Here is a 15,610-nt window from a genome sequence, read left to right on the forward strand (position 1 = left end):
GTCGGCCGGTCAGATGTCGTGCAGCAGCGCAAACGGCAGGTGCAATCCCGACAGTGACGGGCCGTCCGCCGCGCCGACGCGCAGGTCGGGCGCGTGCTCGGCCGCCAGCTGCAGCGACACGATCACCGCGGTGCCGCCGCCCGGCGCGGGGGCGGCCTGGGCGATCAGGCCGACGGGTTGGTCGGGCGCGCTGGGGTCGAACACTTCCTGGCCGGCTTCGGCCGCGCCCGCCACCTGGGCGACGAAGGCGCGGCGTTTGATGGCGCCGCGGAACTGGCTGCGCGCGACGACTTCCTGGCCGGGGTAGCAGCCTTTCTTGAAGTTCACGCCGTCGGCGCTTTCGTAGTTGAGCATCTGCGGCACGAAGGCTTCGACCACGGGCCCCACGACGCGCGCCACGCCGGCGCGGATCTCGGCCCAGCGCCAGTCGGCATCGCTGAGCGCCGGACCGGCGGGGGCGGGCGCGTCAGGCGGCAGCAGCTGCAGCGCACGGGCGGCGCCGTCGGCGGCAGGCAGATCGATCACCATGGGTTTGGCATCGTTTTGGCCATCAGCCCTAGAACCATCTGCGCTAGAAGCTACCGATTGTGTAGCGTTTTGCACCCAGGCAGCGGCCGTGGGACCCAATGCGCCATAGATCGCGAAGTCGCCGCTGGCGTCGCTCAGCTTGACCTTGGCGCGCAGCACGAACATGGACAGGCGCTTGAGCGTGGCGGGCAGCGTTTCGGCGCTGGTGACCAGCAGCAGTTCGTCGGCGCGCGTTTTCAGCACGCGAAAGCTGGCCAGCATGCGGCCCTTGGCGGTGCAGAACGCCGCCAGGCGGCTGCTGCCGACCGGCATCAGCACCACGTCCTGCGTCAGCTGGCCTTGCAGGAACGTCGCGGCCTGTTCGCCCACAGCGCGGATCACACCCAGGCCGTGCAGACGCACCACGCCGTCCAAGGCGGCGGCGGTCGTGGCGTCGGGGTGGGCGAAGACGGGGGAGGCAAGGGTCGAGCACATGGCTGAATTATCATGGCCGACCCTTTTCCTCGCTGGTGAAGCGCCTTTTGCGAACCCTGATCAAACTGCTGTTTTTGCTGCTCGTGCTGGCTGTGGCCGCTGCGGGTGGTGCGTGGTGGTGGCTGCAGCAGCCGCTGACGCTGTCCGCCCCCAAGGTCGAGGTGTCGGTGCCCAACGGCGCGTCGCTGCGCACGGCCGCCAACCGGGCGGTGCAGGGCGGCGTGAAGCTGCCGGCCGAGCTGCTGTACGCCTATTTCCGCGTCAAGGGGCATGAGCAGACCATCAAGCCCGGCGAATACGAAGTCACCCAGGGCATGACCGCGGGCGACCTGCTGGACAAGCTGATCCGTGGCGACCGCATCGTGCTGGCGGTGACGCTGGTGGAGGGCTGGACGTTCAAGCAGTTCCGCGCCGCGCTGGCCAGGGCCGAGAACCTGACGCACGACACCGCCGACATGACGGGCGAGCAGATCATGAAGGCGCTGGGCAAGCCCGGCGTGTCGCCGGAAGGGCGCTTCTTTCCCGACACCTACCACTACGCCAAGAATTCGGGCGACTTGGCCGTGCTTCGCCAGTCCCTGCAGCTGATGGACCGGCGCCTGCAGGCCGCCTGGGACATGCGCGCGCCCAACCTGCCGCTCAAATCCGCCGACGACGCGCTGGTGCTGGCCAGCATCGTCGAAAAGGAAACCGGCCAGGCGAAGGACCGGCCGGAAATCGCCGGCGTCTTTATCAACCGCCTGCGCGTGGGCATGCGGCTGCAGACCGACCCGTCGGTCATCTACGGGCTGGGTGATGCCTTCAACGGCGACCTCAAACGCAGCCACCTGACGGCCGACACGCCCTTCAACACCTACACCCGCGCCGGCCTGCCACCCACGCCGATCGCCATGCCCGGCAAGGCGTCGCTGATGGCGGCGGTGCAGCCGGCCGAGACCAAGGCGCTGTACTTCGTGGCGCGCGGCGACGGCAGCAGCCATTTCAGCCGGTCGCTGGACGAGCACAACCGCGCGGTCAACCAGTTCCAGCGCGGGGGCGGCGCCGGGCTGGCTGCGCCCGCGGCATCGGGCGTTCTGGCTGCGCCGCCGCCAGCCGCCGTGGCTTCGGCTGCGTCAGGAGCCAACTGATGGCGGCGCGCGGGCTGTTTCTCAGCTTTGAAGGCATCGACGGCGCCGGCAAGTCGACCCACATCGACGCGCTGGCCGACGCCTTTCGCGCCGCCGGCCGGCAGGTCACGCTGACGCGCGAGCCGGGTGGCACGCCGCTGGCCGAGAAGGTCCGCGCGCTGGCCCTGCACGAGCCGATGGACGCGCTGACCGAAGCGCTGTTGATGTTCGCCGCGCGGCGCGACCACCTGCAGCGCGTCATCGTCCCGGCGCTGGCGCGCGGCGACGTGGTGCTGTGCGACCGCTTCACCGACGCGACCTTCGCCTACCAGGGCGGCGGGCGCGGGTTTGACTGGCAGTTGCTATCAACATTGGAGCTGCTCGCGCAGGATGCTGTAGGGCTGGAGGCCGATTTCGTTCAAAAACCCCTGATTCAACCCGATCTGACCCTGTGGTTCGATGTGCCGCCCGCCGTGGCCGCCGAACGCCTGGCCGGTGCGCGTGTGCCGGACAAATTCGAGTCGCAGCCGGTGGCATTCTTCGACGCCGTGCGCGCCGGCTATGCGCGCCGGGCGGAAGGGCAGCCCGAGCGCTTCGCCCGCATCGACGCCGACCAGCCGCGCGAAGCCGTCGCCACCGCCGTGCGCGCCGCGTTGGTCGACCGGGGGATCCTGTGAGCACCGCCGCCAAGGCAGAGCAGGGCGCCGCTGCACTGTCCACGCAGCCGGCGCCCCTGGCACCCTGGCTGCAACGCCAGCTGGAAGCCCTGCTGGCCCAGCGCGGCCACGCCTGGCTGCTGCAGGGGCCGTCGGGCCTGGGCCAGTTTGAACTGGGCTTGGCCATGGTGCGGGCCTGGTTGTGCGACGCGCCCACGCCCCAGGGCGCCTGCGGCCAGTGCGCCAGCTGCCACGGCATCGCCGTGCACACGCACAGCGACCTGGCCGTGCTGATGCCCGAAACCGAAATGCTGGCGCGCGGCTGGCCGCTGCCCGAAAAGGCGCAGTCCGACATCGACGACAAGAAGCGCAAGCCCAGCAAGGACATCCGCGTTGACGCCATGCGCGACACCATCGAATTCGCGCAGCGCACCAGTGGGCGCGGGCGCGGCAAGGCGGTGCTGATCTATCCGGCCGAGCGCATGAACGCCGTCACGGCCAACGCCCTGTTGAAAACATTGGAAGAACCGCCCGGCGACGTGCGGTTTGTCCTGGCCACCGACGCGGCCCAACTGCTGCTGCCCACCATCCGCAGCCGCTGCCTGACGCATACGCTGGACTGGCCCGCCGCCGCCGAAGGCCAGCACTGGCTGGACGTGCAAGGCGTGCCGGCCGAGGAGGGCGCCGCACTGTTGCGCGCCGCCGGCGGCCGCCCGGACGATGCGCTGGCGCTGGCCGAAACCAAGGTCACCGCGCGCCAGTGGGCCATGCTGCCCAAGGCCATGGCCAGCGGCGACGTCTCGGCCATGGCCGGACTGGCGCTGCCGGAGGTGGTCGCGCGGCTGCAAAAGCTCTGCCATGACCTGATGGCGCTGCAGGTCGGCGCCGTGCCGCGCTACTTCGAATCGGCCGATCTGCCGCACCGCCCGTTGCCCATGGCGGCGCTGTCGCGCTGGTGGACGCAGTTGGGGCAGGCCGCGCGCACCGCAGAACACAGCCTAAATGCCGGTTTGACGACAGAATTCCTGGTCAGCAGCGCCAGGCAGGCCCTAAACTCGAAGGGCTGAAGCCGCTTTGCCCGGCTTTGCTGTCCTGGAACCGAATCGCAGCCGCCCATGTCGACTTCGCAAAGCGCACCTCTCAACACACCCCGCCCGAGCGTTATCCAGCTGGCCATCAAGGAAAAAGCCGCCCTTTACGCGGCCTACATCCCTATGTTTGCGGACGGCGGCATCTTCATCCCGTCGGCGCGCGAGCACCGCCTGGGCGACGACGTGTACGTGCTGATCACCTTGCCGGACGACCCGCAGCGCTATCCTGTGGCGGGCAAGGTGGCGTGGATCACGCCGGCACGTGCTTCAGGCAATCGAACACAAGGCGTGGGCGTGCGCTTTCCGAACGACGAAAAATCGGCGCAGCTCAAAGTCAAAATCGAGCAGATTCTGGGCGCCTCACTGGGCTCCGACCGCGCTACGCAGACCATCTGACAAAGCGGCGCGCACCTACAAGCGGCCGGTCCATCTGGCCGCCTGTCACGTCAGAAGGCGCGTGATAGCATCAATTTCGCTGTTTTACGCTGACAAAGACCGCCTGATGCCCTTGCGGCTTCGGGCTTGTCACCGGCCCGTGCATGTTCACCGACTCCCACTGTCACCTCACATTTCCTGAACTGGCCTCGGACTTTGACGCCGTGCGCGCCGCCATGGCGGCGGCCCAGGTCACACGCGCGCTGTGCATCAGCACGACGATGGAAGAATTCCCCGACGTCCAGGCCTTGGCCGCGCGCCACGACGGCCTGTGGGCCAGCGCGGGCGTGCACCCCGACAGCGAAGACGTCCACGAACCGACCGAGGACCAGTTGGTCGCCGCCAGCCAATTGCCGAAGGTGGTTGCCATTGGCGAAACCGGCCTGGACTACTACCAGATGGAAGAACGCAAAGGCGGCCGCAGCGTGGCCGACCTGGCATGGCAGCGCGACCGTTTTCGCACCCACATTCGCGCCGCCCGCCGCGCCGGCCTGCCGCTGGTGATCCACACCCGCGCATCGTCGGACGACACGCTGACCATCCTCAAGGAAGAGGGCGAGCAGGGCGGGGCAGGCAGCGCCGGCGGCGTGTTTCACTGCTTTACCGAAACGCGCGAAGTGGCGCGCGCGGCGCTGGACCTGGGTTTTTACGTGTCGCTGTCGGGCATCGTCACCTTCAAGAGTGCGCGCGAATTGCAGGAAGTGGCGGCCATGGTCCCGGAAGATCGGCTGCTGATCGAAACCGATTCGCCCTATCTGGCGCCCGTGCCGTACCGCGGCAAGACCAATTCACCGGCCTACGTGCCTTACGTCGCGGCCAAGGTGGCCGAACTGCGCGGGGTGGACGTCGCGCGCATCGCGCAGGTCACCAGCGACAATTTCACCCGTCTTTTCCCGAAAGTCAGCGTATGAAGCAGTTCAAAAGCGTTCTGGTGGCCGCCTGCCTGGCCGTCGCCGCGCCCCTGGCGATGGCGGCCGACGACGTAGTGGCCTTCACGCGCGCCATCAAGCAGGACAACGAATTGACGATGCGCGGCCTGCTGTCGCGCGGATTCGACCCCAATACGCCCACCGAGAACGGTGCGCCGGGCCTGTACGTGGCACTGCAGGAAGGCTCGATGAAGGTCGCGTCCGTCCTGCTGGACTCACCCAAACTGAAGGCCGAAAGTCGCAACCCAGCGGACGAAAGCCCGTTGATGATGGCGTCCCTGAAAGGCCAGCTGGACGTCGTCAAGCGCCTGATCGCGCTGGATGCAGACGTCAACAAGCCTGGCTGGACGCCTTTGCATTACGCGGCGACCAACGGCCACACCGACGTGATCCGCCTCCTGCTGGAGCACCACGCCTTCATCGACGCGCAGTCGCCCAATGGCACGACACCGCTGATGATGGCCGCGTCCTACGGCAGCCCGGAAGCCGTCAAGCTGCTGCTGGAGTCCGGCGCCGACTTCAGCATGCGCAACCAGAAGCAGATGACAGCGATGGATTTTGCCGAACGCGCGGCGCGGCCCGATGCGATAGATCTACTGCGCCAAGCCGAACGCTATCGAGCCCAAAGCCGTCCAGGGACGCCCAAAGGGCAATGGTGATGAAGGTGCATTCGCGTGCTTAATGGGTTCGGATTGAAGAGCATAAACGGGCGTCACGCCTGATTTATAACTTCATACGATGTGTATTATGTTAATAGTTGAATAAAGGGATCATAGTCTATGGAGCGGTTATGAACGAGCAAGAATTTGCCCCGCGCGAGTCTGACCGACTCTGTTGGGTAGCGATCGCGCAGGAAGCGTCACGCGGAATGCGGCGACCGGTGCGCTGAAGTCATCGAATCCCGCCCCAAGTGAAATTTCACCGGTGTCATACAGCACGCATTGGTCGCGCCGGAGCGCGATATCGGTGGCCGGGTTCTCGGCAAAGCGAACCCAGGTGCCGAAGCTGCTCATGTCGACCACCACGATGGCGCCGGCAACCTGTTCGATCCGGGCGTGTACACGCGACACCCGCTGGTCACCCACGACGAAATCACAATCGGGAACTCGGCCAATGGTGATCGGCCCCTCGCTCAGCGGAAAGACGCCGGTGTGACCCAGCCAGGCCAGTGCGATTTCACAGCGCGGCCGATCCCCATCTGCTCGACACGGTGGGCCACTTTGCAGCGCCCCCTGTACCGTCATGAGGTCGGTCGTGACGTCCTCCGACCATTCGATCTGGAACACCGAGTGAGGCTGTGCCAATCCTCGCACCGGCACCACGCCTAGCGAGCGATAGCGCACGCTGTCCAGAGAGACCGACTGCTGGCCGTCCACATTGGCATGCCCGCGCGTTGCGCCAGAGGTGCTGATGTTGGAGATGACCGACTCCGACGCCCAGATGCCGTGCTCGCCGGCCATGTCAGACAATCTGGACGACAGGTTGACCGCGTCTCCGAACGCGTCGCCCGCCATTTCGACCACCGACCCCGTAGCCAGCCCGATCTTGAGGCCCATGCGCAGCGCTTCCGGCCATTTGCGCAGCCGCTCGGTGTGATTTTGCTGAAGGAAAACAGCGGCCTCGATGGCCTGCCCGCTATCGTCAAATTGCGCCAGTACGCCGTCCCCAAGGAACTTCACGGTGCGGCCGCCATGGGCGCCGACTACCCGGTCGATCCACTGGGTGACCTTGGTGACGACCTCGGCGACCTGAGCATTGCCCATGACCGCGAAGGCGGTGGTGCTGCCGGCCAAGTCGACAAACACCATGGTTTGAGCCAGATTCATAAGTGCACTCGTGGTACGCACGTTGCCACAGGCCCGGGCAGGCCTTCTGAGCCTCGCCCGGGTCACAGCACCGGTCTCTCCCGCCCACTCTTCTTCTGCGGAATGGCATCAATTATTTACCATGTTAAGTATATGGATCAGGGGATATGCAACCAGTCGTAGCTTGTACGCAACGGATGTACTGCCTTCGTTCACTTAAATGGCCTATGATGGTCAGTAACCAAATTCATCTTCATTGTCTGGCGGTTACCTTCATATGAGTAGGACTGCGACTGATGTGCTGACCGGGCTGTATGCGCGTTGGACCGGTCAGAAGCCCGATCCGGAGCGGATGGCGTACCGGCTTGAAGACATTCGCCTTGCCATGCTCGACATGCTGGGCGAGGAAGGGGCGCGTCAGCACCCCCAGGTGGCGCGGCGGATCCGATTTGGTGGCGACGCGCAGGCGTTATGGTACGCGCGTGCCGATTTGATGGCCGCCCTGGCCAATGCGTCGGGCGAGCGCTCGGCGCGCGAGCGCACCGAAAGCCTGTCCGTCCTGTTCGACGGCATGCTGCCCAAAGGCCTGATGTCGCGACCGACCACGCTGCGGTCCTGAGCGGCAGCTTCGAAAACGCAGGCCTCTCTCGGGACGTCGCAGACAACCACAAAAAAGGGACGCCAAGCGTCCCTTTTTACGTTGCACAAGCTGTGCCTGCGCCAGCTCAGTGCATGTGTCCCCACAGCAGCATCGCATCGCCCTCTTCCACCAGCAGGTCAACGGGTCGCCCCACCGGCAGCAGCACCTTGGTCGGCACGTGGCCAAATGGCAGGCCCGTCAGCACCGGCACTTTCTTCAGGCGTGCGCGCAGGCCGTCCACCACCTTGGTCAGGTTGAAGCCCTTGTCCTGCGGACCCAGCCGGTATTCGGTGAACTGGCCCAGCACGATGGCCTTTTGCCGGGCCAGGACACCGGCCTGCAGCAGCTGCAGCAGCATGCGCTCGACGCGGTAGGGGTGTTCGCCCACGTCTTCGAGAAACAGCACGCCGCCCTCCACTTCTGGCCACCAGGGGGTGCCCAGCATGGACATGACCATCGCCAGGTTGCCGCCCCACAGCGTGGCGTCGTGCGCCAGGTGGCCGTCACGACGCGCCTTGAGCAGTTCGCGGTCGGCCTTGGGCAGGCGCCAGCCCGTGCCCTCGCCCACGCCGCTGGCCATGTCGTCAAAGCAGGCCAGCATGATCTCGTCAGGGCCGCTCGTCGCCTTGCCGCCATGGTCGTCCGCCGCATCGCTGGCGTCGGCGGCGCCAAAGCCTTCGCACAGTGAGGGCCCCGCCCAGGTGGGCGCTCCGGTCTTGGCCAGCAGCGCCAGTTGCAGCGCCGTGAAATCGCTGAAGCCGACAAGGCGCGTGCCCTTGCCCACGGCGCGCGCCAGCGCCTTGTAGGGCAGATCGGGCAGCAGGCGCGTGATGCCGTAACCGCCGCGCGTGGTCAGCGCCACGTCGGCGCCGCTGGCGGCCGCACGGCCGATGGCTGCCAGGCGCGTGGCGTCGTCGCCGGCAAAGCGCTCGAACGTGGCGAGCGCGTCGGGATCGACTTCTACCTCGTGCCCCATGGCCTGCAGGCGTTGGATGCCGCGGCGGAACGCAGCGCGGTCGCGCACGGCGCCAGAAGGGGAATAGACGTAGATGTGTGCCATGAAAGCCTTCAACAGAAAATCAAGCCAAATAGGCCGCCAGCGCTTGATGGACGTGCGCAGGCAGCTATCAAATTCATAGACATTCTAGCGCGCGGTCCGCTCCGCTGCGCCGCAGGTTCACACGCCGTCGAAGTGCAGCAGCGCGCGCTCGGCAAGGATGGCGCCGGCTTCGGGCGTGAAGTGGCCGGCGTCCGGCAGCAGCCAGGGCGCGGGGCAGCCACGCAACGTGGCCTGCAGCGCGCGCATCACCGGCTCGCCCAGCACCGGGTCGCGCTGGCCAATCGCCATCAGGCTGCGGCCTTGCCAGTGGTCGCGCCAAAACCCCTGCGCTTGGCGCGAGATGGCGGCGCCGTCGTCGTCCGCGTGCTCGGGCACCATCGGCGGAAAGGCGCGCGTGGCGGCGCGGTGGCCGACGTCGGGAAACGGCGCATCGTAGGCGGCGCATTCGGCGGGCGCGAGCTGCGGGTTGCCGCGCGCCATCAGCCGGCCGATATCAAAGCCAGGGTTCTTGCGGCACATCTCGCGCCACGCCAGAAAACCGCCCGGCAGCGGCACCTCGCCGGTCGCCAGCGTCGTGTTCATGACGAACAGACCAACGTACCGCTCGGGCGACGCCATCGGCAGCGTCAACCCCAGCAGGCCGCCCCAGTCCTGCACGACCAGGATGACGCGGCGCAGGTCCAGCCGCTCGACGAACTTCAGCAGCACCTGCCGGTGCCAGCTGAAGCTGTGCGCGGCTTCTTTCTTGGGCTTGTCGCTTTGGCCAAAGCCGATCAGATCGGGCGCGACCACACGGTCGCCGGCCGCCAGCCACACCGGGATCTGGTGGCGGTACAGGTAGCTCCAGGTCGGGTTGCCGTGCAGGCACAGCCAGGTGCGCTGCCCTGCCCCACTTCCACCTTCTTTGGCGGCGCGAGCGCATTCGTCCAGGTAGGCCATGCGCAGGCCGTTCAGCGCTGGCAAATCGCTGACGTAGCTTGGCGACCAGGGGTAGCCGGGCAAGTTCGCAAAGCGCGCGGCCGGCGTGCGCAGCGCGTCGTCGCGCAGGGGCGAATTGTTGACGCGGCGCGGCTGGAAGAAGTCGCGCAGCAGCGCGGCGCATTCATCGGCCAATACGCCGCCGTGCACCTGGGTCTGGTGGTTCAGCCGTGTGTCGGCGAAGGGGTTGTGCACCGACCCTGCCGCGCCGGTCTTGGGGTCTGGCGCGCCGTACACGACCCGCGCCAGCCGCGCGTGCAGCATGGCGCCAGCGCACATGGTGCAGGGCTCGAGCGTGACGAACAACGTGCAGCCGTCCAGCCGGTAGTTGCCGCGCGCGGCGGCCCCGGCGCGCAGCGCAGCGATCTCGGCGTGCGCCGTCGGGTCGTGCCCGCCGATCGGCGCGTTGCGGCCGGTGGCGATGACCGTGCCCGTCGCATCGACCAGCACGGCGCCGACCGGCACTTCACCCGCCGCCACGGCGTGCCCCGCCTCGCCCAAGGCCAGCCGCATGGCCTGCGCGTCGTCGGTCACCAGGGTGCCAAGGGGCGGCGGCGTCGCTTCATTGTTCATAGCTGGTTGCGCAGGTGGCTGTAGGGCTAGAGGCCGATGTCATTCAAAACAGGCCAGCGCTCGCCCATTCACTTGGCGTCGTCTGGCTCGGGCCTCGGCTGGTTCAGCGCGCCTTCCAGCGCTTGCTTGTATTGCTGCTGAATCTGCTGGCTTTGCTCGCGCACGTTGCCCTGCGGTGCCGACGCGGGCACGCCGATGGCCGACGTGGCGTTGCGGCTGCCGACGGTCTGTTTGGTCACCAGCAAACCGATCACCAAGGCCACGATGACCAGGCCCAGCAAGCTCATGCCACGCATCACGCTTCTCCTTGCGGCCTTGCGGGCGCCGTCATGCCCAAATCTTCCATCCAACCGCCCAGTGCGCGCTCGTCCGGGCTGCCCGCTGCGTAGGCCGCATGCATGGCGGCGTGCGCTTCCTTGCGGTGCTGGTTCAGCTTGAGCTTGCATTGCCAGTCGGTCACCGTGAGTTCAAACGCCGTGATGCCCTGCAGCAGCTTGCCCGCCAGCTCCGGATCCATGGCACGCCATTGCGCGGCGTACGCGGGTTCGTGGTCACCGATCAGGCTTTTCAGCAAATCGTCCTTGCCCTGCGCGTCGTCCGCGTCCAGCAGGCGCGCCGTCACCGTGGCGTGCACCGCCAGGTAATTCCAGGTCGGCACGCGCGCCAGGTCGGGGTAGACGCTGGGCGACATATAGGCGTGCGGGCCCAAGAACGTCACCACCGCGCGCGGCCGCGCCTGCAAATGCCGCCACTGCGGGTTGGGCCGCGCCACGTGGCCGAGCAGCGTGAAATTCCCCTCGGCCGCACCCGCGCCCTGCAGGTGCAGCGGCAGGTGCGTGACGTAAGGTAAGCCGTCATCATCGGTCGTGATCAGGCTGGCGAACGGGTGTTCGCGCATCAAGCGCGCGGCCTGAGCGGGGTCGCGGCTGGCGAAGTAAGGGGGCAGGTACATGGTGGCGGGCGCGGCGATCAAGGGTCGCACAGTGACGGGCATTGTGGCCGAAACGGTGGGGTTTGCGCGGCAGCGGCGCGGCCGGCAGAATGGCTTGCAGCCCGACGGTTGCGCCGACGCCGCCCACCGCCAACTGCTCGCCCCCTGCTCTGCGCCATTCAGCCGTGCAATGCCATGCCAGAACAAATCCTGCTCATCCGCCACGCCGAGAAACCCATTCCCGACCGGGTTCAGGGCGTGCGCCGGCGCGGCAAACTGGACGAGCATTCGCTGAGCGTGCGCGGCTGGCAACGTGCGGGCGCGTTGATCCGCTTCTTTCAGCACCCGTACGTGGACGGTGTCCGCGTGCCGACGCACATCCTGTCCGAACGCTTCGACCGCAGCGCGCCGGACGACAGCCGCCGCACGCGGCAGACCGTCACGCCTCTGGCGCAAGCGCTGGGGCTGAAAGTCGAAGCCCGGCTGATGAAGACGCAGACGGATCAGGCTGCCGAACGCTGTCACCAGCTCGACGGGGTGGTGCTGATCGCCTGGTCGCACGAGTGCATCCCGACGCTGGCGCAGGCCATCGCGCCGGCGGCCCAGATCCCGAAAGCGTGGCCCGGCGAGCGCTTCGATGTGGTCTGGGCGTTTGAGCCGGCGCGCGGTGGCTGGCGCTTCCGGCAACTGCCGCAACAACTGCTGGCGGGAGATCTGGCCACGGGCATCGACTGAGTTGGGTTTTCGCTGAGGTCGCCTATCCGTTTGCGTTAGGGCGTCGATCTCCGGTCGGTCGGAAACCGTTCCGTTCCTTCTAGCGATCCCCGCGCTTTACCATTGGGAGGAGCCGCCACCACTCGTATCGATTCAGGCGGTCAGCAGCCAGTCGCCAGCGCGCTCGTAACGCGTTTTGCCCAAATGGCTCCAGATCAACACGAAGCGCCTGGCGGTCCAGCGCATTGGCGCCTGGGGCTGCGATGGGACGTGTTTACCGTGTCGCGACAGGGTCATGTGGGGATGAAATGGCAATTCGACGGGTATGCCCGCGTCCGCCAGCGCCATCCCAAGGCGCTGATGCAGCGCCAGCAAGCCGGGGTCGGGCACGCTCTCGGTCAGCACCAAAGGATAGGCATCCGTCTTGGCGTCAGGGCGTCCGAAGCTCATCAGTTGGTCAAAGGCGACCTCGAACGGCGCCAGTCGTACGCGCGCGGCGGCATCCAGCGCACGTGCCAGCAATTCTTTTGGCGCAGCGTCGTAGCGCCCCAACCCGTGCAGCGAGATGTGCAGGCGCGGCGCACTGACGACGGAGCCGCCATACAGGTTCAGCGCCTGGCGCACCGCCTCGGCCTGCGCGCTTATCCGCTCGGCATCTTCCTGCTCGGGCTGAACGGCGAAGAACAGTTCGCACCGAAAGCCCGGCGCAGCGGGCGCCAAGCAAGGGATATCCGTCTCTTCAGGCGGTGCCCCGAAGAGCGAAAACTGATCTGCCATACGCAACGGTCAAGTTTGCGAAATACGTCTGCGCCCTGACCTGGCTCACTCCCACTCGGTCATCAACGGGTCACGCAAGTTCACGTGGTTAAAGGGATTTTCGATGATCGAAATGGGCCTTACCGTCGCGTTTACCGTCTGCATCGGACACCTTTTTCTGGCGCGGGAGATGGGACGATTTGCGGGCTGACGACGCCGACGGCACCATCATCAATCGCCTTCTAGGATAGCGCAGATAGCTGCTCGGCGAGCAGGTCCACCTGCTCTGCGAACTCCTCATATCGGCCTTCTGCAACTGCGCCAGCAGGCGTGTGTTATCGAGAAGGTTTGGTTCATGGTTTGAGTACCAGCAGACCATCGGCCGATCTGGATACCCAAGGCCGGCCGCTGCCCGTCGGCAGCGCGGCCGGGTCGAGCTTGGCCGCCCACGGCAATGAGGCTTCGCGGCCAAGTTGCAGGCACAGTCGCACGGTCTTGACGCTCGTGCAATGCTGCAACAGCTCGCGCAGTACCTCGGCGCGCAAGCTGTAGGCGCTCTCAACGAGTTCGCGGGCTTCCTGCAAGGGCTGGCGCACGCCGACCTCGCTCAACAACTCCAGCAATGCGCGCTCCGGTGCCGAGACCTGCGGCGCCTGGCCGCGCTGCTCGAATGGGCCGACGTGCAGCAAAGCATCCGGTTGCTCGTCAAACAGCCGCTTGCGGTGGTACTCGGCAGGGAAGCGCTCGATGAACCATTCGGGCAAGCGCCCTGCCGTCCAGCCATACAGGTGCAGCACCAGCTGCTGCGACACATACTGCCGCACGCCATACCAGTCCAGCGCCGACTTGCCACCAACGTGCAGCCCCTCGAACCGGCGCTGCAACAGCAGTACGCTGGGATGAAGTGCCGGGGCATCGTTCGGACGGCAGAACACCCCGCGCGCCAGGCGCGTGAGCCACCCTGCCCGGACGTAGTGAACGGCCAGGTCGGCAGAGATGCCCAGCGCCGCCAAGTCCGCCGAGGTCAGCGGCGTCCCTGGTGCCAGCCGGGTATAGAGCGCAATTAGCTTGCTCGATCCAGTCGTAGCCATACTACGATTTTTAAGACTTTTTCAAATGAACGTCAATTTTGGATGCGTCGGATGCCGGCGCCTCTGCCCAACCTGCCCCCCCGATCCATTGGTCGGTATGTCAGAAACTGGTAAACTGTTTCTCTCATCAGAAGGCCCCCTCGATGAACACGCTACCCGAGACCATCCTCACCCAAGCGCAAGCCCTCCCCGAGGGAGGCGTGCTGTCGCCCAAGGAGTTCCTGCACCTGGGAAGCCGATCGGCGGTGGACCAGGCGTTCTCGCGACTGGCCAAGGCCGGCAAACTGCTGCGCGTAGCGCGGGGCGCCTACGCTGTTCCAGTCTCCAGCCGGTTCGGCTCGCGCGCTCCCGCGCCCGAGAAGGTCGTCCAAGCGCTGGCCGAGCAGAGCGGCGAAATCGTGGTGCCGCACGGCGCCAGTGCGGCCAATGCCCTGGGCCTGACGCAGCAAGTGCCCATCCGCGAGGTCTACCTGACTTCCGGCCGCACCCGCAAGCTCAAGCTCGGACGCTCGGAAGTGCTGGTGAAACACGCTCCGCGCTGGATGCTGGCACTGGGCGCGCGGCCGGCCGGCGCGGCCGTGCGCGCGCTGGCCTGGATTGGACCTGCGCACGCCGGCCAGTCGCTGTCATCGCTGCGCCGCACCCTTCCCCGCTCCGAGTGGCAGGCGCTGGCCTCGGCACGCGCGACGCTACCCGGCTGGATGGCGCAAGCCATCGGCGAGGAAGCCGCGCGTGGCTGAGTATTTCTTCGACCTGAGCAAGACCGATCAACGCGAAGCGCTGGAATACGGGCGTGCCGAAACCGGCCGTCCCGCCCACTTGCTCGAAAAGGACGTGTGGGTGGTGTGGACGCTGCGCACGCTGTTCGAATCGCCGTTGTCGGCAGCCCTGACCTTCAAAGGCGGCACGTCGCTGTCGAAGGTCTACAGGATCATCGACCGCTTCTCTGAAGACATTGACCTGACCTATGACATCCGCAAGCTGATCCCGGACCTGATCGATGAAGGCGGTGACTTGCCAGCCAGCCGCAGCCAGGCGAGCAGATGGACGCAAGCCGTGCGACATCGGCTGCCCGACTGGATCACACAGAACGTGCAGCCGGCGATTCAGGCCGCCCTGACGCGCGAGGGCTTGGACGCCCGGCTGGAACTCGGTGGTTCGGAGAACGACAAGTTGTTCCTGCACTACCCTGCCCTGACGCAAGGCACGGGCTACGTGGCACCCGTCGTCACGCTGGAGTTCGGTGCGCGCGCGACGGGCGAGCCACATCAAGTGTTCCAGGTGGCTTGCGACGTCGCCGGTCACTTGGCCGACCTATCTTTTCCCATCGCCTCGCCGCTCGTCATGAGCGTCGCGCGCACCTTTTGGGAGAAAGCCACCGCTGCGCACGTGTTCTGCGCACAGGGCCGCATCCGCAGTGAACGCTATGCGCGCCATTGGCATGACTTGGCCGCGATCGCACGAAGCCCGCACTTCGCCGCCATCATGGCCGATCACACGGTGGCAACGGCCGTCGCTCACCACAAGTCCTTCTTCTTCATCGAGAAGGATGCCAATGGGCAAGTGATCGACTATATGCTCGCGACCACAGGGCATCTGAAAATTGTCCCCGAAGGCCAAGCCAGAAAGTCACTCGCCGAGGACTATGCCGCCATGCTGGCCGACAAGATGATGGTGGGCGACGCGGTACCTTTCAGCGAACTGTTGGAAGCATGTGCCGACCTCGAAGCCAAGGTGAATTCGGTACGTTCTTCAAGGCTTGCGATGCCATAGGTGTCGCATCCCCGACGATTGCATTGACCCAAAGCGCTATCCCCTCTTCATGGCCAAAGCGGTCTTGCAG

18 protein-coding genes are annotated in these 15,610 nt (G+C 66.4%); 10 read left to right on the top strand and 8 right to left on the bottom strand.

Annotated features, from left to right (window positions below; translation table 11 throughout):
- Nucleotides 1-9: 9 nt before the first annotated feature.
- The gene (ygfZ, locus tag FVQ98_RS08860; RefSeq protein WP_147913068.1) at nt 10-1,002 is read right to left on the bottom strand and encodes a CAF17-like 4Fe-4S cluster assembly/insertion protein YgfZ; all 993 of its coding nucleotides are present in this window, start codon (nt 1,000-1,002) and stop codon (nt 10-12) included.
- A 47-nt stretch (nt 1,003-1,049) separates the two neighbouring features.
- Here ygfZ and mltG point away from each other — a divergent pair, with 47 nt between their 5' ends.
- The 6 genes from mltG (at nt 1,050) to FVQ98_RS08890 (ending at nt 5,878) form a co-directional block, all read left to right on the top strand.
- Nucleotides 1,050-2,129, top strand: coding sequence for an endolytic transglycosylase MltG (mltG, locus tag FVQ98_RS08865; protein ID WP_147913069.1), 1,080 nt, complete (start codon nt 1,050-1,052; stop codon nt 2,127-2,129).
- Complete coding sequence (gene tmk / locus FVQ98_RS08870) at nt 2,129-2,785, top strand: dTMP kinase (RefSeq protein ID WP_147913070.1); 657 nt, start codon at nt 2,129-2,131, stop codon at nt 2,783-2,785. Before mltG ends, tmk begins: the two co-directional genes overlap by 1 nt.
- 35 nt (nt 2,786-2,820) lie before the next feature.
- The gene (locus tag FVQ98_RS08875) at nt 2,821-3,831 is read left to right on the top strand and encodes a DNA polymerase III subunit delta' (protein ID WP_147913092.1); all 1,011 of its coding nucleotides are present in this window, start codon (nt 2,821-2,823) and stop codon (nt 3,829-3,831) included.
- A 48-nt stretch (nt 3,832-3,879) separates the two neighbouring features.
- A complete protein-coding gene (locus tag FVQ98_RS08880) occupies nt 3,880-4,251 on the top strand; it encodes a PilZ domain-containing protein (RefSeq protein ID WP_147913071.1) in 372 nt (123 codons plus the stop codon).
- 143 nt (nt 4,252-4,394) lie between these two features.
- Entirely contained in the window at nt 4,395-5,201 is an 807-nt protein-coding gene (locus FVQ98_RS08885) for a TatD family hydrolase (protein ID WP_147913072.1), read from the top strand.
- A complete protein-coding gene (locus tag FVQ98_RS08890; RefSeq protein WP_147913073.1) occupies nt 5,198-5,878 on the top strand; it encodes an ankyrin repeat domain-containing protein in 681 nt (226 codons plus the stop codon). The genes FVQ98_RS08885 and FVQ98_RS08890 overlap by 4 nt, the downstream gene beginning before the upstream one ends.
- Nucleotides 5,879-6,007: 129 nt before the next feature.
- Here FVQ98_RS08890 and FVQ98_RS08895 read toward each other — a convergent pair whose 3' ends face one another.
- Nucleotides 6,008-7,045 (bottom strand): adenylate/guanylate cyclase domain-containing protein, encoded by a 1,038-nt coding sequence (locus FVQ98_RS08895; RefSeq protein ID WP_147913074.1) that lies wholly within the window; start codon nt 7,043-7,045, stop codon nt 6,008-6,010.
- Nucleotides 7,046-7,322: 277 nt separating this feature from the next.
- Between FVQ98_RS08895 and FVQ98_RS08900 the strand changes: the two genes are divergently transcribed.
- Nucleotides 7,323-7,643 carry a hypothetical protein gene (locus FVQ98_RS08900; RefSeq protein WP_147913075.1) on the top strand — a complete coding sequence of 107 codons (321 nt, stop codon included), beginning with the start codon at nt 7,323-7,325 and terminating at the stop codon, nt 7,641-7,643.
- Between the two features lie 106 nt (nt 7,644-7,749).
- Here the strand turns inward: FVQ98_RS08900 and FVQ98_RS08905 are convergent, their stop codons facing one another.
- The 4 genes from FVQ98_RS08905 to FVQ98_RS08920 form a co-directional block, all read right to left on the bottom strand.
- Complete coding sequence (locus FVQ98_RS08905; RefSeq protein WP_147913076.1) at nt 7,750-8,724, bottom strand: LD-carboxypeptidase; 975 nt, start codon at nt 8,722-8,724, stop codon at nt 7,750-7,752.
- Nucleotides 8,725-8,841: 117 nt separating this feature from the next.
- On the bottom strand, nt 8,842-10,275 hold the full coding sequence (gene tadA / locus FVQ98_RS08910) for a tRNA adenosine(34) deaminase TadA (protein WP_147913077.1): 1,434 nt from the start codon (nt 10,273-10,275) through the stop codon (nt 8,842-8,844).
- 68 nt (nt 10,276-10,343) lie between these two features.
- Nucleotides 10,344-10,571, bottom strand: a complete 228-nt coding sequence (locus tag FVQ98_RS08915) for a hypothetical protein (RefSeq protein ID WP_147913078.1) — start codon at nt 10,569-10,571, stop codon at nt 10,344-10,346.
- A complete protein-coding gene (locus FVQ98_RS08920; RefSeq protein WP_147913093.1) occupies nt 10,571-11,227 on the bottom strand; it encodes an FMN-binding negative transcriptional regulator in 657 nt (218 codons plus the stop codon). Before FVQ98_RS08920 ends, FVQ98_RS08915 begins: the two co-directional genes overlap by 1 nt.
- 174 nt (nt 11,228-11,401) lie before the next feature.
- Here FVQ98_RS08920 and FVQ98_RS08925 point away from each other — a divergent pair, with 174 nt between their 5' ends.
- The gene (locus FVQ98_RS08925) at nt 11,402-11,941 is read left to right on the top strand and encodes a hypothetical protein (RefSeq protein WP_147913079.1); all 540 of its coding nucleotides are present in this window, start codon (nt 11,402-11,404) and stop codon (nt 11,939-11,941) included.
- 132 nt (nt 11,942-12,073) lie between these two features.
- Here the strand turns inward: FVQ98_RS08925 and FVQ98_RS08930 are convergent, their stop codons facing one another.
- On the bottom strand, nt 12,074-12,640 hold the full coding sequence (locus FVQ98_RS08930) for a 2'-5' RNA ligase family protein (protein ID WP_187265681.1): 567 nt from the start codon (nt 12,638-12,640) through the stop codon (nt 12,074-12,076).
- Nucleotides 12,641-13,029: 389 nt separating this feature from the next.
- Nucleotides 13,030-13,767: a type IV toxin-antitoxin system AbiEi family antitoxin domain-containing protein gene (locus FVQ98_RS08935; protein ID WP_147913081.1), complete on the bottom strand. Its 738-nt coding sequence runs from the start codon at nt 13,765-13,767 to the stop codon at nt 13,030-13,032.
- Between the two features lie 143 nt (nt 13,768-13,910).
- Between FVQ98_RS08935 and FVQ98_RS08940 the strand changes: the two genes are divergently transcribed.
- Nucleotides 13,911-14,507 carry a DUF6088 family protein gene (locus tag FVQ98_RS08940; RefSeq protein WP_147913082.1) on the top strand — a complete coding sequence of 199 codons (597 nt, stop codon included), beginning with the start codon at nt 13,911-13,913 and terminating at the stop codon, nt 14,505-14,507.
- A complete protein-coding gene (locus FVQ98_RS08945; RefSeq protein WP_147913083.1) occupies nt 14,500-15,540 on the top strand; it encodes a nucleotidyl transferase AbiEii/AbiGii toxin family protein in 1,041 nt (346 codons plus the stop codon). The genes FVQ98_RS08940 and FVQ98_RS08945 overlap by 8 nt, the downstream gene beginning before the upstream one ends.
- Nucleotides 15,541-15,610: the final 70 nt, after the last annotated feature.

The organism is Ottowia flava (genome assembly GCF_008017535.1).
GTDB classification, from domain to species: Bacteria; Pseudomonadota; Gammaproteobacteria; order Burkholderiales; family Burkholderiaceae_C; genus Ottowia; species Ottowia flava.